Genomic DNA, 21,116 nt, shown 5'->3' on the forward strand with positions numbered 1-21,116 from the left:
GTCAAGATTTTAATTGAGGAAACGACCAAGCATTTTTAGTCACACAATATCGGGGGACATTGTCTATGACCTAGAGTTGCCTGATCTTGATATTTTTGAACCAAACCCTGTCGCCATGATCCTGCAGGGAGATATAACCTTTTTTAGATGTTCCAAACCCCGGCATGTCTTTAAATTTACTACCGGCTATCAGTGTTTGCCATGATGGATCATCCATATTGAATTCTACCACTTTACGCCCGTTTTGCCAATGCTCTACACGGCCGTTATCGGAAATCAGGCGTATCTTGTTCCATTCACCGGGTGGGTTTACGGTAACCACTTCACATTCGATCAGGTCATATAAATCCCCGGCGCGGTGCTTTACAATTTTACCGTCCGGATGACCATCATCATCCAGTATCTGCATTTCAGGACCTGTTTGCCAGACCCGGTCGTACTGTTCCTCTTCAAGCACGTGATAAATAATCCCACTGTTGCCACCTTCGGCAATTTTCCATTCGAGTGACAACTCAAAGTTTTCGTATGTCTGATCTGTTATGATATCGCCCCCTTTTTCATCACCCCCGGTGACGAGGGTTAATGTTCCGTCTTCTACTTTCCAGGCCGGCCCAATCCCGGTACTTTTAAAATTCCGCCATCCGGCAGTGGTTTGACCATCGAACAGTAATTTCCAGCCCTGTTCTTTCTCCCCGGCAGTAAGCGTGTTATCCACCGGGGATGCTGAGGTTGCTGATTCTGTAGAAGTATCGGATTCGGTAGTTTGATTCGTTTCTTTTTGCTGTTGCTGACAATTGGCAAAGATCAAAGTTATTATCAAGCAAATTAATTTCGGAAGAAGTATTTTCTTTGGTTTCATAAGTGAATTTAGATTAGGTAAAATGGCATTCATTACCAACAAACGGGATAAATTTATTATTTTCTTTTATAATGGATAATATTATTTCAATTTTTAATCCACAAATATGGGAAAATTTTATTTGGTGCTGGGGTAAAAATCAAATATTTGCTTAAATTGTAAAAATTCATAATTTTATTTTTCAAATTCTTAAAAATTTTTGCAACTAACCTTTTTAACATTATGGGAGACCAAATTAACAAGAATAGACTTTTTTATGCAAGTTGCATAGCATTGATTGTTACTTCTATGACCTTTGCGATCCGGGCAAGGCTGGAAACTGTATTTGGCAGTGATTTTGGCCTTACCAGCGAAGAACTGGGGTTTGCGTTCGGGCCTGCCTTCTGGGGATTTACGGTGGCTATGGTCATCGGAGGACCGCTGGTCGATATATTTGGGATGAAAAAAATCATGTGGCTGGCCTTTATCGGCCATCTGGCTGGCATTCTGGTAACAATCTTAGCGACGGATTTTATTACTTTATTCATAGGAACCCTGCTTGTCGGCCTGGGCAACGGTATGGTGGAAGCTGCGTGTAATCCGCTGGTAGCTACAATGTATCCCCGGGAGAAAACCAAAATGCTTAACAGGTTCCATGTATGGTTTCCCGGAGGAATTGTTATCGGTAGTGTAGTAGCCTACCTTGTGATGGACGTGATGAACTTAGGCTGGCAAATATTGGTGGGTATTTTGTTTATTCCTTTAATTATTTACGGTTACCTGTTTTTTGGCCAGAACATGCCCAAAACAGAACGGGTTCAAATGGGTGTATCTACGGCAGATATGTGGAAGGCCATTATAACGCCTTTGTTTATTTTGATGGGTTTTTGTATGTTGTTGACAGCATCCACAGAATTGGCCACCAACCAAAGGATATCTTCTCTACTGGTAGAAACCGGTATTTCGGCCATTTTGGTTTTAGCTTTTATCAATGGTATCATGGCCTTGGGAAGGGCCTTTGCAGGGCCTGTGGTGCACAAATTGAGTAATAGTGGGGTACTGCTGTTTTCAGCGATATTTTCCTGCCTGGGGCTGCTATGGTTGAGCTATGCACAAGGCGCCATGACTTTTGCCGCCGCGGGTGTTTTCGCCATAGGCATTTGTTATTTCTGGCCTACCATGTTAGGCTTTGTTGCTGAAAATGTGCCTGAAAGCGGGGCCTTAGGCTTGTCGGTGATGGGTGGTTTGGGGATGTTATCTGCTTCGATCGTATTGCCGGTGATGGGCGTATTTATGGACCTGGATATGGCAGGTAGCCAGATACTTCGGTTGATGGCTTATTTACCCGGCTTGCTCATATTTATCTTTTTAGGCATCTATTTATGGAGTAAAAAACAAAAAGGAAGAGTGGTAAAGCAACAAACTGAGACTGCTGCCTGATATTGTTATAAAAAACACTGCAAGCTTTCCGGAGAAAAATACACAATAGCACAAGCGGGACTTAGGTGTTGCAAAACTTATGCATGTGCCTCTGTTTTACAGGTGAAAACCTCCGTGTCTCTTTGTGCCTTGGTGTCTTTGTGGTTCACCATTTTTCACCACGGAGGCACCAAGGCACAAAGAGACACCAAGGATTTTGTCGAAAACGTTACGCAACAGTCACGTCCGGTGGGCGCCTATCCATATGGTAAAAGTTTATTATATTTGCTTTACCGGGGTGAGAGTTCCGTATGATCGGGTCACCTCTTTCGGTACACCAATTCACAATAAACCACATTGAGTTATACGATGAAAAAAGTCCTGATTTCCACTACATTGATCTTCTTATCACTTACTGGCACCTATGCTCAGAAAAAATCAAAAACTTCACCCAAGAAGAAAGAGGTTATCGCATGGCTGGATAGTAAATCAGAGGAGCTGATCAGGATGAGTGATCAGATATGGGCGTTTGAAGAAACGGCCTTTGAAGAAACCGAATCAGCAAAAGTTTTGGCGGATTATGCCGAGTCAATGGGATTTGAAGTCGATCGGGGAGTGGCAGATATGCCTACTGCCTTTGTCGCCACGTATGGATCCGGGAGGCCGGTTATTGGCATACTGGGAGAATACGATGCCTTACCGGGCCTTTCACAACAGGCGGTACCCGAAAAAAGACCCATCAATGAAGGAGGGGCCGGGCATGGATGTGGCCATAACCTTTTTGGGGTGGGGAGTCTTGCGGCGGCTGTTGCTATCAAAGAGATGATGGCAACAGGAAAACTGAAAGGTACCGTAAAGTTTTATGGTACACCGGCAGAAGAAAAATATTTTGGCAAGTTGTGGATGGCCAGGGCAGGCTTGTTTGACGGCCTGGACGCCTGTCTCGACTGGCACCCTGCTGCGGAAACCAAAAGTAATGTTCAAAGCTCACTTGCCCTGGTCGATTTCGTCGTGGAATTCTACGGTCAGGCTGCGCACGCTTCTTCAGACCCGTGGAATGGAAGAAGTGCCTCAGATGGTCTGGAACTTTATGCCACGGGGATTAACTACCTCCGCGAGCATATTCAGCCGACAGTACGTATTCATTATCATATCCAGCATGGAGGTGATGTGGTGAATGTGGTGCCCGATTATACAAAAATCTGGACGAGGGTCAGAGATACCAAAAGAGAAGGCATGGAAACAGTTTGGAAACGGGTGGAAAGAATCGCGGAAGGCGCCGCCATCATGGCTAACGTCGACTACAAAATCACCCTGGTGTCAGGTTTGCACGAAGTGCTGGTCAACCGTGCAGGTGGTACTGCCCTTCAGAAAAACCTCGAGTACCTGGGGGATATCACTTACACTGATGAGGAAATCGCATTTGGTAAAAAAATCCAGGCAGCCACGAATAAACCCCAGGTAGGCATGGATGCTACCATCAAACCATTGGAAGCTACCAAAGAACACCCCCGGGGTGGCTCCACCGATGTGGGTGATGTAAGCTGGCTGGTGCCTGAGATACGCTTGTCAGTCACCACCGCCCCTAAAGATACCCCCTGGCACTCCTGGGCAGTGGTCGCCTGTGGAGGAATGTCCATCGGTCACAAAGGAATGATCTATGCCTCCAAAGCATTAGCCATGACCATGGTAGACCTGTTTGAAGATGAACAACTCCTGAAAGACATGCGGGCAGAGTTCAATGAAAGAAAAGGTGACTACAAATACAACCCCATATTACCCGACGGCCCCCCTCCAACCGCCGACTAAAAAAGAAGCTTTAAATAGCGCAAGCGTCCCATGGCTGTTACACAACATTTTCGACAAAATACTTGGTATCTCTTTGTGCCTTGGTGCCTCTGTGGTTAACCATTTTTCACCACAGAGGCACCAAGCCACAAAAAGTCACCAAAAATATACCTACACTCATGCCCCATCTCACTTACCGATTGTCAATTGTTCACTGTCAATTGCCACCCCCTCTCACTCCACCAAAAATGCCGCCCCAAACACCCCCGCACTGTCTCCCAGCTTAGGCTTGGCAATCACCGTATGAAATCCCTCATTTGTATCAAATACATGCTTCTTAATGGCTTTGGGGCCGTCCTTGTACAATAAGTCGATATTGCCTACACCGCCACCAATGACGATGATATCAGGATCGAGGATATTTACAACATTCGATAACCCTAAGCCAAAATAATGAATGAGTCTATCCATCGTTTTTTTTGCGGCCGGATCAGTTCCGTCTTCATAGCCTGTAAGTATATCTTTCAGACTGGTATTTTTACCGCTTTGTTCATGATAATATTTTTCCAACGATGGCCCTGCCAGCACTGTTTCAACACAGCCCGACTTCCCGCAATAACACTTCCCACCGGATTCGTCCAGAAAAATATGCCCCCATTCACCGGCAATACCCTGCCTGCCATTGATAACTTTATTGTCAACTACAATGCCTCCTCCGACGCCTGTTCCCATGATTACACCAAAAACAACACGGGCATCGGGCATTAGTTCGGGAACAATCCCCATTCTGGTCTCAGCGAGCGCAAAGCAGTTGGCATCGTTGGCCATTTTTACCGGGATGCCCAGCAGATCTTCCAAATCCCTTTTAAGTGGTTGCTGATTGAGGCTGGTGGAGTTACTGTTTTTCATCACCCCTTCCTGTGGATCCAAAGTGCCTGGCGTGCCTATTCCGATGGCTTCAGGGCGGGCATTTACCTCTTCGGCTATCTGGTTAATCAAAGTCCGGATTCGCCCCATTATATGATGATAGCCTTTGGCCGACTCCGAAGCGATCCGTTTTCTGAAAATCACCTCTGGCGGATTACATTGTTTGATGACCACTCCCTCCACTTTGGTTCCGCCCAGATCAATGCCCCATAATAAATCGTTACCGTTGCTCATAGGTTTAAACTTTGTAAATGTTACCTTCCCAGGGTCTTAGCAGGAAAGTATTACCTTGTTGGCTAACCGGTTTGTCGTAATTTGACAAAAGACAAATCGACTCCCGAGACCCATGGGCGTCCAAAGTTAATTCTCTTTTTTTATTAGAAAAATTTAAAACCACTAGTATCTCAAGGTTTTTATCAAATCTTTTGTAAACGAATAAATCCGGATCGTCTTCCATCAGCAGTTGGAACCCACCGTAAACCAACAGGCTGTGATTTTTACGAAACCTGATCATTCTTCTGTAAAAATTTAAAATTGAATCGGGATCACCCTCATTTTCAGCCACGTTGATGTGCCTGTAATTAGGGTTACACTTAAGCCAGGGGGTTGTTTTAGAAAAGCCACCATTTTCACTATGGTCCCATTGCATAGGGGTTCTGGCGTTATCGCGGCTTCGATCATGGATGATTTTCAAAAATTCGTCCATATCCCTGCCGGCCCGCTCGGCTTCCCGGTAACTGCTGATAGTCTCAATATCATTGTAATCTTCAATGGAGGGAAAGGCGACGTTGGTCATGCCAATTTCATCGCCCTGATACAGGAAGACTGTGCCACGCATGGAAAGCAACAGTATGGCCAGTAGTTTAGCGGATTCTTTTCTGTATCGGGCGTCATTACCAAACCTGGAGACCATCCTGGCAAAATCGTGATTGCCCAGGAAAATGCTATTCCAGCCCTCACCGGCCAGCGCCTCATCCCAAATATTAAATACACTTTTAAACTCCCTGAGGTCCCAGGGTACCACATCGTACTTGCCGTTTTTGTTGCTTCCAAGGTGTAAGTGACCGAAATGGAAAATCATGTTTAGTGCTTTCCTGCTATGGCCAACATACAAATTGGCTGTATCGGGTGTGATGCCCGGGCCTTCGCCTACGGTCATAACATCATAGTGGCAAAGCACTTCTTCATACATTTCCCTGATAAACTCATGTACGCGGGGACCATTGGCATATACATGGTCTATGACATCATAAAAATCTTCGTAATCAGTGTCAGGGAATCCGGTATCCTTGGAGATCAGTGAAATGACATCCATTCTGAAGCCGTCAATCCCCTTGTCAAGCCAGAATTTCATGATACGGTGAACTTCTTTCCTGACCGCTGGATTCTCCCAGTTGAGATCCGGCTGTTTTTTGGAGAAAAGGTGTAGATAGTATTCACTGTCGTTTTTGCCTCGTTCCCAGGCTGAGCCTTTGAAAAACGATGGCCAGTTATTGGGTGCCTTGCCTGCACGGCCTTTTCTCCAGTGGTAATAATTCCTGTATGGACTGTTTTTTGATTTTTGAGAGGCTACAAACCACGGATGTTCATCAGAAGTATGATTGACTACCAGATCCATAATGATTTTCAGATCCCGGCTATGGGCTTCCTTTAACAATTCATCAAAATCATCCAAGGTGCCGAATTCCTCCATGATATCAGTGTAGTCACTGATGTCATAGCCGTTGTCATCGTTAGGGGACCGGTAAACAGGGCAAAGCCATATAACATCGACCCCGAGATCCCTGATATAATCCAGTTTTTGGATGATACCTCGAATGTCACCGATTCCGTCGTTGTCGGTATCTTTAAAACTGCGCGGATAAATCTGGTATACGATGCTTTCTTTCCACCAAACTTTTTTCATCTTTTTTTAATATACCTTCTCAGCTATTTTCCGGTTTAAAATTACAGGCTTCGAATATGGCGATGTTTATTTGGTCTCTTTCCTGTTGTTTTTGAATGGCATCCCAGTTAAAATAATTGGCAAACTCATCAATTACAGGGTCCACAAGGGCTTTAAGGTTTTCTATTTTGAAATATAACCTGCCAGTCCTTCGGATAATAAAATCCTGTGGCCTGTGGACCATTTCGTGGTTTAAAGTGAACCATAATTCAGCTTTGGTCAACCTCAGGAGGGCGTCATTATCTTTCAATTCCAGAAACTTTTCAAGGACTTTGTCAGTTTGACGGCCGTAGTTACTTACCAGGTACGTAGCGTCGTGCAAATCCAACCCAAAAGTTTTTATTCGCTCCAAAACGTTGACGGTGTAGGCGCTTACGTCTGCTGTATTTTTAAATACACCACCACTTAACACGATTTTGTCGGTAAGACATTTTTTGAAAGTTTTGCCATATTCCTCTTCATGTTTTTCCGCCACCATATCCACGACTCTTTGGGCCATTTTCCTGTAGCCGGTCAGTTTGCCTCCGGCGATAGAAATCAAGCCGGTAGAGGACTCGAATATTTCATCTTTTCGGGATAATTCAGAGGCGGATTTACCGTCCTCGTGAATCAGGGGTCTGACACCCGCCCAGCTCGAGACGATATCATTAATTTCCAAATGGATATCAGGAAACATATGGTTGATGGCATCGATCAGGTATTGGGCATCTTCAGTATGGGTCACTACGTGGTCCTTATTGCCCGGATAATTTGTATCGGTGGTACCTACATAGGTAATTTTGCCTCTTGGGATAGCAAAAACCATGCGGCCATCGGGCACATCGAAATACAGGGAATATTTTACCGGGAATTTATGATGTGGCAATACGATGTGTACACCCTTGGTGAGATGAAGTCTTTTGCCTTTTTTGGAATGGTTAATATTTCGGAGGTCATCTACCCACGGCCCGGCTGCGCTGACTACGTATTTCGATTGAATATTAAAAGTTTCACCGGATAGCATATCTTCTGCGACAATGCCGGTGACCCTTTCGTGCTTATAGGTGAAATCACTTGCCTTCATGTAGTTGATCGCGTCAGATTCATATTTAGCAGCGGTTTTCAGCACTTCAATGGTGAGACGGGCATCGTCTGTCCGGTATTCGGCGTACAGGCCGGCTCCCTTTAGTATTTTTTCAGGCAATAAAGGTTCGGTAGCTAATGTTTCTTCTTTGCTGAGCATTTTGCGCTGATCCTCTTTTTCTACCCCTGCCAGCACATCATACACCATCAACCCGAAAGATGTCAATAATTTGCCAAATGTGCCTCCTTCGATAATAGGGAGTAACATTTTCTCAGAAACCACCAGATGCGGGGCAAGCTTATGTACAATGGCCCTTTCCATACCCACTTCTCTGACCAGGGCAATTTCAAACTGTTTCAGGTATCTTAGTCCTCCGTGAATCAATTTGGTCGACCGGCTGCTGGTTCCGGAGGCAAAGTCGTTTTTTTCTACAAGGGCCGTCTTCAGCCCCCTTGAAGCGGCATCCAAGGCGATACCCGCACCGGTAATACCTCCACCGATTACGACCAGGTCGTAATAGTAGGTTTTTAACCGGTCAATCACCGCAGCGCGTTCAAAAGACGAAAATCTTTTCATATCATTGTAACCACCCCATCGACTTGTCGACTGCCTTTTGCCAGCCTTTATAGAGTTGATCTCTTAGCGGTTCAGACATATCGGGCGTGAATTTTTTTTCAATTATGCGATTTTTGATAATATCTTCCTTTTTCCATAAACCAATGGTTATGCCTGCTAAAAAAGCTGCACCCATGGCTGTACTTTCTATCACCTCGGGCCGTTCCACGGGTACTCCCAGTATATCGGCCTGGAATTGCATCATAAAATTGTTGGCAGCCGCGCCTCCATCCACCTTCAGGGCAGATAAACTTATGCCCGAGTCCTTCTCCATGGCATGAAGCACATCTTTGGTTTGGTAAGCTAATGATTCAAGGGTTGCCTTGATAATATGATTTTTACCGGTATCCCTGGTAAGGCCAAAAATGGCACCCCTGGCATACATATCCCAGTAAGGAGCACCTAACCCGGCAAATGCGGGAACCACGTATATTTCACGGCTGTCTTTTACCTTGTTGGCAAAATATTCTGAGTCCGGGGCAGTGTCAATGAGTTTTAAACCATCTCTCAGCCATTGTATCGCGGCGCCTGCTATAAATATACTTCCTTCCAGCGCGTAATGTACCTGGCCATCGAGGCCCCAGGCAATAGTAGTTAGCAGGCCGCTATCGGAATACTGCAATTTATCCCCGGTATTCATCAACATGAAGCAACCCGTTCCGTAAGTGTTTTTGGCCATGCCCGGTTCAAAGCAGGCCTGGCCGAATAGTGCCGCCTGTTGATCACCGGCAATGCCTGCTATGGGTATCTTATGACCATCTATTGCATAGTCACCATAGTGGTAACCCGATGGCTTCACCTCCGGAAGCATGGAACGCGGTATGTTTAAAATGGAGAGAAGTTGCTCATCCCAGGCCAATTCCTTTATATTGTATAGTAAAGTCCTGGAGGCATTCGAATAGTCGGTCACATGTACTTTCCTGCCCGTCATATTCCAGATCAGCCAACTGTCTACCGTACCGAACAGCAAATCACCGTTTGCCGCCTTTTCTTTGGCCCCTTCCACATTTTCGAGTATCCAGTTTACCTTGGTGCCGGAAAAATACGAATCTATGACTAACCCTGTATTGGTTTTTATGTAGTCTTCCAGGCCTTCGTCTTTCAGCCTTTGGCAAATGTCTGAAGTTCTGGTATCCTGCCATACGATGGCATTATATACCGGCTTACCGGTATTTTTATCCCATACCACGGTTGTTTCCCTCTGGTTGGTAATTCCTATGGCGGCAATATCTGCCGGGCTGATTTTATTGTTTTCAATCAGGCTGTTCAGCACGACATATTGAGAAGTAAGGATTTCTATGGGATCATGCTCTACCCACCCTGACTTAGGAAATATTTGTGTGAATTCCTGTTGGGTAATAGCGACAATGGTGCCTGTATGATTAAATAAAACAGCCCTCGAGCTAGTGGTTCCCTGGTCTAAGGCGATGATGAATTGGTTACGCATGCTCTGTTGAATTTGCGACAAAGGTTACAATTTTTTCTTTTCATTTACAATGGCTAAAACAATGCTGATGACTGCCACGGCCACCATAATCAAAAATGTAGTGGTAATTGTTCCCTGAAAGAGGGCTACATACAACTGGGCACCCAGTACACCGCCTACCATGGGACCAGCTACAGGTATCCAGGAATAGGACCAGTCCGAGTGACCTTTGCCGTTGATTGGCAGCAGGAAATGTGCCAGCCTGGGGCCGAAATCACGGGCCGGGTTAATGGCAAAACCAGTGGTTCCACCCAGGCCGAAGCCAATAACCATGATGAGGCCACCGACCACTAGTGGATTAAGACCCTCGGTAAATTTATTGGCTCCGATAAACAGCAGGCCTAACGTTAAAATCATAGTACCGATCATTTCACTGACAAAATTGGCCGAACTGGAGCGGATGGCAGGCGCAGTACAAAACACGGCAAGCTTGGCGGCTTTGTCATCGGTATTTTTCCAATGGGGCAAATAATGAATCCAAACGATGGCACCACCGGCCGCAGCACCGGTAACCTGCGCCAGAATATATCCCGGAACCAGGTGCCATGAAAACTCACCCACCGAAGCCAGGGCCAGTGTTACAGCAGGATTGATGTGTGCCCCGCTCACATTGCCCACTGCATACACGGCAAAAGCCACAGACAGCCCCCAGGCTATGCATATAACAATCCAGCCGGAGTTCTCAGCCTTTGATCCCTTCAGCACCACACCGCCTACTACACCACCCCCTAAAATGATCAATAACATAGTTCCGACGAGTTCACCTAAATAAACAGACATATCGATTAAATTTAGTTACCAAAAAATACCTACGACAATAGCAGTTATTAACAACAAAAACAAGGCTAGGATACGATAATTTTTGTGCCACGGCAAAGATGCCAGTTCTTTTGTTTCTTCTGTGAATAATTCACTTTTATAAGTATAATCTTTTATCTGCACAGCGTCAGGAGCGGAAGTTGCCAGGCTTACCACTACATGAACTGACAGACTGAGCACAAACAATAAGTTGGCTTTCATCAAAAAATGTAACTCGTTAAGGCCGGGCAAAGTATCATAGGCCTGGGAAAATATCATGAACAATGCTGCCGAACCACCGACAATCAGGCTTAAAATGGCGCCGTTGCTGTTGGCACGTTGCCAAAACAATCCCAGCACAAAGGCAGATACAACCGGAGGACTGGTGTACGCAATGACCAATTGCAGATAACCCCATAAAGAATCACTTACCTGCTCGATATAAGGAACCCAAAGTGAAGCCAGCACCACAAGGGTTAGCGTAGCGATCTGTCCTGCCCTTACCAATTGTTTGCTGGTCATCTGTGGTCTCATTTGTTTTACAAAATCCATGGTTATCAACGTAGAGGCCGAGTTAAATGTCGCCGAAACCGATGACATCATAGCCGCCAGCAGACCAGCCACCACCAGTCCCAACACCCCCGTTGGCAGTAATTGAAACAAAAGTACAGGATAAGTTAAGTTAGGACAATCGGCGAGATTTTTACACATTTCACCAGAGGCCAGCGGATAATTCAATGAAGAAATGTCGAGCTTATTAAATAACAGCAGGGCGAGCACTCCCGGTACGACCATGATAAAGATCACCGGCAGTTTTAACAACCCGGCAAACAAGGCTCCCCACCGTCCATGATTGAGATCCTTCGCGCCCAGCACCCGTTGCACCATGAATTGATTATTAGCCCAAAAATAAAATCCTAATAACGGTACACCTGTAAGCAGGCCCCACCAGGGCATAAATTCATCATTGATGGGTCTTACCAGACTGAATACCTCCCCGGAGTTTTCCGGAATATATTTGCCCTCGGCAGCCCGGTTGCCGAAGTTGACCTCTCCGTTTGACAAAAGGGTATCCAGCTTGGCCATCATACCGTTCCAACCGGCTCCCAACCGATCATAAGCAAAATAGGTAAGCAGACAGGAACCTATGATGAGGAGAATGGCCTGTACGACTTCTGTTTGTATCACAGAATTCAGCCCCCCGGGTATCGTGTAGGCAGCGGCTGCTACAGCCAGAATAACGATGATGGTGGAAGACGAAATCTCAGGAAACAATAATTTCAGGACTATACTTCCCACATATAAGCCGGCCGCCGTATCCACCATTACATTTCCCAGAATCGTGATAAATGAAAAGTAATACCTCGACCTTTTGTCATACCGTCTTTCCAAAAATTCGGGCATGGTATATACCTTTGACTTCAGATAAAAAGGGAGGAAGAATATGGAAAAGAAAATAAGTATCACCACGGCATACCATTCATAATTGTAAACGTTGATATTGGTCTGGAATGCATCTGACGCCAAACCAACCAGCGTAGCGCTCGAGATATTGGCTGAAAAAAGGGCGATTCCTACGACAGGCCATGTCATGGTGCGGCCCCCTAAAAAATAATCCTCCGAAGTTTTTTGTTTTCCTTTTTTAATACCATAGATGACAATCCCCAGCATATACACCCCTATGATCCCAAGGTCCAGTGGACTAAGGTTGAAAGTTTCCATAGGCAAATTGACTTAGATTTAGAAGTAGAAAGCATGAGCATTGATCAAAACAATATAGCCAACCTTACACTAAGACCGGTAGTGGTAACGGTGCTTTTGACCCTTTCCAATAATAAAAAGAAATTTCAAAAATTCATATGGAATACTTATATAAAATCAAAATATTATACCGCAAACGATTGAAATTTGTCAATAAAAACTGAAAATGCAAAAGCAAGGCATTCCGGCTTCCGCTATTGTCTAAGGTCTATGAAGATTCCTCCTCATTTTTCGCCTCTCCATTTTCCCGGACCCCCGCATTTTGACTTGAGGTGATGAGATGATCGATGATAAATTTGCCGACCTGTCTGCCTTGTTCCACGCCTATTTTACAAGCCGGCATGTAGTGGATGCCTCCGTACAACCGGCTGATGGCCGCCTCGTCTGACGCCTGGAAAAATGACGCGAATGTTCTGGGAGGCAGTCCATACTCCACCTCGATGGTGTCTACAAAATGAAAGGGTTCACCGAATAAATGAGTAAGCGCCGTAGCTGCAGCGGCGGAGATGACACTGTGACCACTGGTATATTCAGGGAAAGGAGGGGTTTGTAATAATGGCGCCCAGTTTTCGTCAATGTATTGATTGATAACGGTTTCAGGCCGGATCAATTCACTCCGGTACTTTTCATCCCAGCAACTGATGAAGGCATCGGCCAGGGCAATGGAAACCAGGGTGTAAGCCTCTATGGTTTCCATGAAGCCGGATTTTTCCACCCGGGTGGCAATGGTCGTGATGCCCATCCAGTGTCCACCGGGAGTGATCTTTTTGGTCGCAAACATCACATGGCCCTGCTGGTGGGAAATATAAGGGTTGCAATCCCAGAATTCGGCAATGGCAGATTGCTCATCAGTCAGGTTTTTACCGGTTTCGTAGACTTCCATCAACTCTTTATAAAACTGGCTTTCTTTTTTCAAGCTGAAAGGGGTAGGGGGGGTGGGGATATACTGATCGGCAGAATCCAAAAGAAATGTTCGTATTTTGTTCCAATGAGGCTCAATGGCATCCATATAGGCCGGAGGGGTAGGTTGCCATCTGGATGAGTCATCGTTGATAGTGAACTTTGGATAAGTCCTGGTTTCCTTGTAATTATCGGTGTCAGCCCAGGCCAGTATGTGTTCGGCCACTTTGTTGCCATATGCCACAGAACGTTTGAAAAGGCGGCCGGTAACGCCCATATCCTTGTACCTTCGATAAATTTTGTCTTTGAATTCATCCATTTTCTCCTCAGAAAATATAAGGGCTTTGCCAACTGTCAGAAAGGCCTGTATACTGGCCAGGGGAAAACAATAAGCAGCTTCCGGTTCCGGTTTCGGTACTTCGGTAAGCTCGTGAAGCTGCCCTGCCATGGATTGATAACCGGGGTTTTCATGAATCATCACTTCGTAAGCGGCAATACTTGGGTAGGCATAAATCCTGCTGGCTACAGGCGGGGAAAAAATATCGTAGACGATCACATCGGTCAGTTGCTTTAGTGATCGATGAAAAAGCTCGGGATTAGCCGCTGCTTCCTTGTCGTAGCTTCCTCGATTGTTTTGACAGCTTATCAGGAAGAAGACAGACAGCATCGAAACCAGTGTACTGACTGTGAAATTGGTTCTCATGATTGAAACGGTTATCATAAAAAAAGCGCATTTTAACTCATTCTGTAAAATTATGCAAAGATTGGCTTATTTAACCGAAAATGTGCTATTATTTATGTCAACTCACTTTGCACCACTGAAAATTCTACTCCTCGCATTTAGCGGATGATAGGTTGAATGACTTGTAGGGGTTCATTGTTTTTGGCCACGATGAAGTGTGTCAAACCGGCAATTTCAATAGCCTCGATGCGGCGAACCTGCCCCATGATCTTCAGGTTACCCAGTGGATGTATGTCAAAGTGGCCATTTTTGAAACTGATTAAGTTACCAAAATTGGCATCGTATCTGCCCATTTCAATATTACAGTCGTAAAAATTGCCACCCACCACCAACTGTTCCCCATGTTCGGGACCGAAGTCATAAACAATTCCTGCCTCCAGGGTAGACCACTGAGCGGCGCCAGGCAAGGGTTTAAAAACAAATTGCTCGCCATTGCCGGTATTTTCAAATATCCCGCTGGCGAGATTGTTGGCTTCAAAAATCTGTGCGGTTTTTAGTTTTTCTTTGCCAAATATCTCCTCAAGCGAAGCCTTCGCCAAATCATTGGCATACAGATATTTCTTTTTCAGTGATACCATCCGGCCTGTGAGTTCGGCATAACTGGCAAACGGAATTTCGCGATCTCCCAGGAAGTAGGTAAGGATTTGTTCAATTTGCCCGTTATCATCAAAATCGTCTACGTACATGCGCAGCGGTTCTTTATCGGTAGGTTTTAGCCTCGAATTTTTGCCGACATTTCCGGCAACTATATCCAGGTCTCCATCCCGGTCAAAATCGAAAGGCAGGACAAAATTCCACCACCCCCTCTGGCTGCCGGCCTCAGTCAATGAAAAGCTGTGCAGGTTGTTGACAAAAATTTTAACGGGCTCCCATTCTACGGCCAAAAGCAAATCCTGGTCGCCGTCATGATCGATATCGGTCCAGTGTCCGTCCTTCACCAGGCCAATTTTTTTGAGTTGCTTATGATATTGGTCTGTTTTTTCCTCAAATCCACCTTTTTTATTGTTGATAAACAGAAAGGAATCGGGAATTTTACCATAATTTCTGGGTATCGCCCTCCCGCCGAAAAACAGGTCTGTATAACCGTCGTTGTTAACATCGGCCGGAAGAACGCAAGAGGCGGTCATATAGACATCTTTAAACAGATCCTGCCGTTTCAGTTCCCCTTTTCCGTCATTGATGTAGGCCCTTTGTTTCAGGTATTCCGAGGTTCCTGAGAATTCATTTCCCCCGGAGGCTACCACCAGATCCAGATCGCCATCGTTTTCAATGTCTGTAAATATAGCGTCGACATCTTCGTAGATACTGTCCGACTTCAGGGCCACCGGTGTCGCGAGCCTGAATTTGCCATCTTTGGTTTGCAGCAGCAGTGCACTGGTTTTTCTTTTGGAAGCACCTATAAATATATCCTCCAAGCTATCCCCGTTTACATCTCCCACAGCTAAAGCCGGCCCTTCGGATGAAACCATGTTGGGCATCAAAGCCTCCCGGTTAAATTCGATGAATTTATTTTCTTCGTGCCTGTAGGATAATTTGAGGGAATCGGTTTTGTCTGCAAAATCTATCACTGGGTTTTCCTTGTGCTTCATCCACTTAAAATTAAATTTTGGTAATTCCTGTTGCCAGCGGACTGTATCCATTTGATTAAATGCAGGCTCCGTTATCTTTTGATAGCGATGATCCGGCCAGATAACTAACACGGAGTCTACAAGTCCTGCATCACCGATGCCAAGGTGTACGCCCGGTTGAACATTGGATTGATACCCCCTGACTGGAAAATTTTCACGGGTTAACACGTCCCCTTGCTTAAATACCACCACTTTGGCCCCCAAACCTTGAAGGTTGAGCGGTGGACCGGAAAATTTAAACGCTAAAAAACTGTTTTGTGACATAGCGTTTTCTATCGTATGATTTTTATAGACAAAAGGTTCATCTTCAATGTTGTTGACAATGATATCCAGGTCACCGTCATTGTCCAGGTCAGCGTAGGCAGCCCCGTTGGAAAAGGAAGGCAGGTTGTTGATGATTGTTTCCTCCAAAAGCTCGAATTGCAGATTTTTTTTGTTGCTGAAAAACCTGTTTGGCAGCTTTATCCGGGGCATTTTTTCCACAATCGCCAAATCTGATTCGTCCCAAGGGTTAAGTGCTGATTTCGGGTCAATATCATTGGCTTGCATACGGAAATTGATGTAATCGATATCATTCATTCGCCTGGGGATGCCGTTGCTTACGAAAAGATCCTGATATCCATCGTGATCAAAATCCAGAAAGAGAGGCGCCCAGGACCAATCAGTGGCATGAATACCGGAGAATTGCGCAATTTCACTAAAGGTACCGTTACCATTGTTAAGCTGCAGGTTGTTTCTGGCATATTGATGGTTATAGCCATGCCCCAGTTTAAACTGGAAAATAGCATAACCATCCTCGCCCAGCGAGCTTTTGAGGATAACGGGGTCGTAGGGAAGCATGTCGAGGGAAACAAGATCCGGATTTCCGTCGTTGTTGATGTCTCCCATATCGACACCCATCGAAAAACGGCTTGTATGCATCATTTGCCCGGTCAAAACTTCTTTGAAAGTGCCGTCTTGCTGATTGATATACAGGTAGTCATTTTCATGGAAATCATTCCCGATATACATATCAGGCCAGCCATCATTGTTGATATCACCGGTAACAATGCCCAGTCCGTAGCCGATTACGCTGCTGTGGATGCCTGCTTCACGGGATACATTTACGAATTTACCGTTATCATTTCGCATTAACTTATCGCCCGACAAGGGATGGGCTGTGTGCTGAAAGACCTTTTTTTTCCCGAATGTTCCATGCCGGTGCAAGGAATGATTGAGCTGAAACATGTCCAGGTCGCCATCCAGGTCATAGTCGAAAAAGGATGCCTGTGTGGAAAAACCTACCAGGTCCAAGCCATACGCCTCTGCCATATCCCGGTAGACAGGAATCCCGTCTTTTATTTGTTGGCAAACGTATAACTGGTTTTTTCCTTTAAGAATCTGATAATCGCCAACCTGGCTTACATAAATATCCAGGAGTCCGTCATGGTCGATATCGACCATAGTAGCACCGGAAGTCCAACCCTCCATGCCTGCTATGCCCGCAGCTTTGGTAATGTCCCTGAATTGAAAGTTGCCCTCGTTCAGAAACATTTTGTTTTCGCCCATGTTGCTGGTGAAAAACAAATCAATGAAGCCATCGTTGTTAAAATCCCCGGCGGCAACCCCACCACCATTGAAAAAGTACATATAGTTGAACACATTGAACTCAGGACTTTGAATGATTTCGTTGGTGAAGTGCAGGCCGGTTTTATCTTTTGTTAATAATACGAACTGTGCTTTCGAGGCATACCGGTCACTGCAGCCTGGCAGGCCATTCAAGGCCAGCAATACATACCAAAAGGGTAGTATCTTTAAAACAATGGGCTTTCTCATAGGGCTTCAGCACTTTTAATTTTATACAAAAAAGGCGCGCTGTTGTTAATGGTAATCAAAAGGAAAGGTTCATTCCCTATTGTTAGTGCTTCAAAGTGTTTTACATCACCTTTTACTAACAAACCGCTATTTTTGGTTTCAATCCATTTGAATTGCCCTTCTCCCTGATTCAAAAGAACATGGCCATAACTTGCGTCCAGCTTTGAGAACTGCGGTGTAAAACCTGCATCATTTCCTCCTAAAATCAGATCAGGCAACTTATCCCCATTGAGATCCCTGCAATAAATGTCCGACACACAGGAAAACTGCACCTCTTTGGGTAGTGGTTTCATGGTAAACTGGCCGTTTCCTTCATTAACTGCCAGGGCAGATCTGAACCAGTTACCTTCGTACACGACCGCCTTTTTGATCACTTCATCATCGAACAGGTCCTGCATCGACTTGCCTGCATACTCCGTGTGTTTCAGGTTTTTCTTTTTCAGGCTTACAATCTGGTCAGTGAGTTCTTTTTTGAGGGTAACCGGCATGTCTTTTCCCCCGACATTGCGCGTGATGATTTTTTCAATGGTTCCGTTGTTATCAAAATCCCACACCCAGAGTTTTGACGGAGCTTCCCGGGTACCGGTGAAGTAGAAATTCTCGCCCCGGTTACCCAAAATAAGATCCTGATCTCCATCTCCATCCATGTCGTTGGATTCCACTGCGTACCACCAGCCCTTAAACGCATTTAGATTAGATCGAAGTGGTACCAGTTTGTCTGTGGTGATCTCAAAAATCACCGGACCTATCCATTCCCCCACCAGGATCAGCTCTTTGCGTCCATTACCGGTGATATCCGCCAGCAGTGCGTCGGTAATCATGCCGGTGGTAGCCAGCATGGGGGCATAGTTTCGGGTGATGTTTTTGAAATTGCCCTGGCCGTCGTTTTGATAAATGAAACTTATAGGAGGTACACCATATTTGTTAGGAATACTCCTGCTTCCCACAAACATATCCAAATCGCCATCCTCATCGAGATCAAAGGGAACCATCACCGAGGTATTCAGCCCATTGATGGGCAGGGCATCCGGCTTTTCCTCAAAATTACCGTGGCCATCATTTAAATAAATACGATCCTGCATGGCGCTGCTTTTGAGCGGGCTATTGTTTCCCCCTGAACCCAAAAAAAGATCGAGATCACCGTCGTTGTCAATGTCCAGCCACTTAACGGCAGTGTCCTCATAAAATGAATGGGCGGTCAATACCTGCTGTGCTGATTTGATAAAGCCATTTTGGGTCTGCAGGTATAACTGACCTGCCTGTCCCGCAGCACCTCCCACATACAGATCATCCAGTCCATCGCCATTGACATCGCCGGCTTTGGCTTCGGGGCCTTCTCTGGATAGCATACGCATCACCAATCCCTCAGCGTAAAAATCGACGAAATTATCCTCTTTATGGCTTTCAAGCGCGATATCCGTTTTTTGGAAATAGGCAAATGCTTCCGGATTTTGGGTATCGGCCTGGTTAAGATTCCCGGCCACTCCCCGTTGATGGTTACTGTATTCAACGGTCAAAGTAGTATCTATGGGTGGGTTTTTAAGCAGCGTTCTGGTTTTATCCGGCCAGAAAATTTCCAAAGAGTCCGGTTGTCCGGATTTACCCAGTCCAAACACCATTTTGTAATCCACCGATGATTGGAAGCCCCTGGTTGGAATTAATTCAAAATTTAAGATTTCATGGCCTTGGTAAAGATAGGTTTTTGCACCGATGGCAAAAGTATTGCCAGGGGATCCTTTGAGTCGAAGGGATAAAAAATGATTTTGGAGAAGATCCTGGCTATGGTTTTTGTAAATAAATGCCTCCTGATTCAGGTTATTGATTACGAGATCCAGGTCTCCGTCATTGTCTAAATCGCCATAAGCGGCCCCATTGGAAAATGAAGGCGCACCCAGGCCCCAGGCCATGGCTTTATCTTTGAATGTTAAATCCTGGTTGTTATGAAAAAACTTATTGACCTGTGGTTCTGACGGCATGCTGTCAAGAATGACCTGCATTTCCTCCTTTTTTCCTGTGAGCGCCATTTTTTGTGTCATTTCATTGGCGAAAAAATCTATAAAATCCTGATCGGTGATATCTTTGTAAATACCATTGCAAACCAGAATATCGCGGAAACCATCGTTATCCGCGTCAAACATCAGCGCCCCCCAGCTCCAGTCAGAAGCCGCCACCCCGCTGTACCAGGATATTTCACTAAATGACTGGTTTTTATTGTTGTATTGCAGGGTGTTATGCATGTATTGGTGGTAAAAATCACGCTGTTGCTTTAGCAAGTAGATGTTGTAATTCTCAAACATGGTTTTGGTTTTAACCCGGGTTTCGTTATCCGGTAGCATTTCGGTCACAAATATTTCGGGATATCCATCGTTGTTGATATCTGCCATATCGGCACCCATGGAGAATAAGCTGATATGGCCCATCCGGTTTTTGATTTCCTCAGAGAATGTGCCATCCCCCTGGTTGATGTAAAGGTAGTCCCTTTCAAAAAAATCGTTGGACACATACATATCGGGCAAAAAGTCATTATTGATATCACCAATGGTTATACCAAGGCCGAAACCGATTAAACTGCCATATATACCCGATTCCCTGGTCACATCTTGAAAAATGCCACCGTCATTCCTTAGCAACTTGTCACCTCCACCTTTCATGAAATCCTCAACCGGCCAGTCTTCTGCGTAGACATCTCTCTTGTTACTGTAATTTAAGGTGTTGGCAGGTATAAAACTGTTGTTTAAAATATAAGCATCCAGATCGCCATCCAGGTCATAGTCAAAAAATGCGGCATGGGTTGTGTAGCCGTTTTCGTTTAACCGATAATCTTTGGCAGACTCCTTAAAAGTAAGGTCGCCCTGATTGATGAACAATTCGTTTTCCTGGTCATATCCCTTAACGTAACCGGCGTTGCAGACATAAATATCCAAGAGTCCATCCTTGTCAATATCAACCATCACCACTCCTGTGCTCCATGCTTTGGTACCTGCAACCCCGGAAGTGGCTGTTATATCTTTAAACTTAAAATCTCCCTGATTCAGGAAAAGTTTATTGTCGCCCATATTACCTGTAAGATATACATCAGCCAACCCGTCGTTGTTGATATCCCCAATGGCGACCCCTCCACCATTATAAAAATTGCGATAGCTGAAGATGTTAAAATCCCTTGTATTTTCTACGGTATTAGCGAACTTGATTCCGCATACAGCCGGACTGATCCTTTCAAAAAGGGTTTTGGTATTGGGTTGTGGGTTGGGATGGCAACCCAAAAATAATAGGGGCAGGATAACCACCAGTGTCTTCCTCATCAACATGGGTTTAGTGTGATCGGTTAGCGTATTAAAGCATCATCTGAAAA

General features: G+C 45.2%; 12 protein-coding genes. 2 read left to right on the forward strand and 10 right to left on the reverse strand.

All coding sequences use genetic code 11. The annotated features are described in order from the left end of the window. Window positions 1-70: 70 nt before the first annotated feature. Entirely contained in the window at window positions 71-820 is a 750-nt protein-coding gene (locus AC04NP_RS13140) for a 3-keto-disaccharide hydrolase (RefSeq protein ID WP_482860218.1), read from the reverse strand. A 261-nt stretch (window positions 821-1,081) separates the two neighbouring features. Here AC04NP_RS13140 and AC04NP_RS13145 point away from each other — a divergent pair, with 261 nt between their 5' ends. Further along, window positions 1,082-2,278: an MFS transporter gene (locus AC04NP_RS13145; protein WP_482860219.1), complete on the forward strand. Its 1,197-nt coding sequence runs from the start codon at window positions 1,082-1,084 to the stop codon at window positions 2,276-2,278. Between the two features lie 348 nt (window positions 2,279-2,626). Next, on the forward strand, window positions 2,627-4,066 hold the full coding sequence (locus AC04NP_RS13150; protein ID WP_482860220.1) for an amidohydrolase: 1,440 nt from the start codon (window positions 2,627-2,629) through the stop codon (window positions 4,064-4,066). 213 nt (window positions 4,067-4,279) lie between these two features. Here the strand turns inward: AC04NP_RS13150 and AC04NP_RS13155 are convergent, their stop codons facing one another. The 9 genes from AC04NP_RS13155 to AC04NP_RS13195 form a co-directional block, all read right to left on the reverse strand. Beyond that, window positions 4,280-5,206 carry an ROK family protein gene (locus tag AC04NP_RS13155; protein ID WP_482860221.1) on the reverse strand — a complete coding sequence of 309 codons (927 nt, stop codon included), beginning with the start codon at window positions 5,204-5,206 and terminating at the stop codon, window positions 4,280-4,282. A gap of 4 nt (window positions 5,207-5,210) precedes the next feature. Beyond that, window positions 5,211-6,878, reverse strand: a complete 1,668-nt coding sequence (locus tag AC04NP_RS13160) for a glycoside hydrolase family 13 protein (RefSeq protein ID WP_482860222.1) — start codon at window positions 6,876-6,878, stop codon at window positions 5,211-5,213. Window positions 6,879-6,897: 19 nt separating this feature from the next. Next, window positions 6,898-8,556: a glycerol-3-phosphate dehydrogenase/oxidase gene (locus tag AC04NP_RS13165; protein WP_482860223.1), complete on the reverse strand. Its 1,659-nt coding sequence runs from the start codon at window positions 8,554-8,556 to the stop codon at window positions 6,898-6,900. Between the two features lies 1 nt (window position 8,557). Then, entirely contained in the window at window positions 8,558-10,042 is a 1,485-nt protein-coding gene (glpK, locus tag AC04NP_RS13170) for a glycerol kinase GlpK (RefSeq protein ID WP_482860224.1), read from the reverse strand. 24 nt (window positions 10,043-10,066) lie between these two features. Next, window positions 10,067-10,861, reverse strand: a complete 795-nt coding sequence (locus AC04NP_RS13175) for an MIP/aquaporin family protein (RefSeq protein ID WP_482860225.1) — start codon at window positions 10,859-10,861, stop codon at window positions 10,067-10,069. Between the two features lie 15 nt (window positions 10,862-10,876). Further along, window positions 10,877-12,601 carry a sodium:solute symporter gene (locus AC04NP_RS13180; protein ID WP_482860226.1) on the reverse strand — a complete coding sequence of 575 codons (1,725 nt, stop codon included), beginning with the start codon at window positions 12,599-12,601 and terminating at the stop codon, window positions 10,877-10,879. Window positions 12,602-12,848: 247 nt separating this feature from the next. After that, a complete protein-coding gene (locus AC04NP_RS13185; RefSeq protein ID WP_482860227.1) occupies window positions 12,849-14,243 on the reverse strand; it encodes a vanadium-dependent haloperoxidase in 1,395 nt (464 codons plus the stop codon). Window positions 14,244-14,380: 137 nt separating this feature from the next. Then, the gene (locus tag AC04NP_RS13190; protein WP_482860228.1) at window positions 14,381-17,725 is read right to left on the reverse strand and encodes a VCBS repeat-containing protein; all 3,345 of its coding nucleotides are present in this window, start codon (window positions 17,723-17,725) and stop codon (window positions 14,381-14,383) included. After that, the gene (locus AC04NP_RS13195) at window positions 17,722-21,066 is read right to left on the reverse strand and encodes a VCBS repeat-containing protein (RefSeq protein ID WP_482860229.1); all 3,345 of its coding nucleotides are present in this window, start codon (window positions 21,064-21,066) and stop codon (window positions 17,722-17,724) included. The genes AC04NP_RS13190 and AC04NP_RS13195 overlap by 4 nt, the downstream gene beginning before the upstream one ends. Window positions 21,067-21,116: the final 50 nt, after the last annotated feature.

It is taken from the genome of Agaribacillus sp. DX54 (assembly GCF_056858335.1).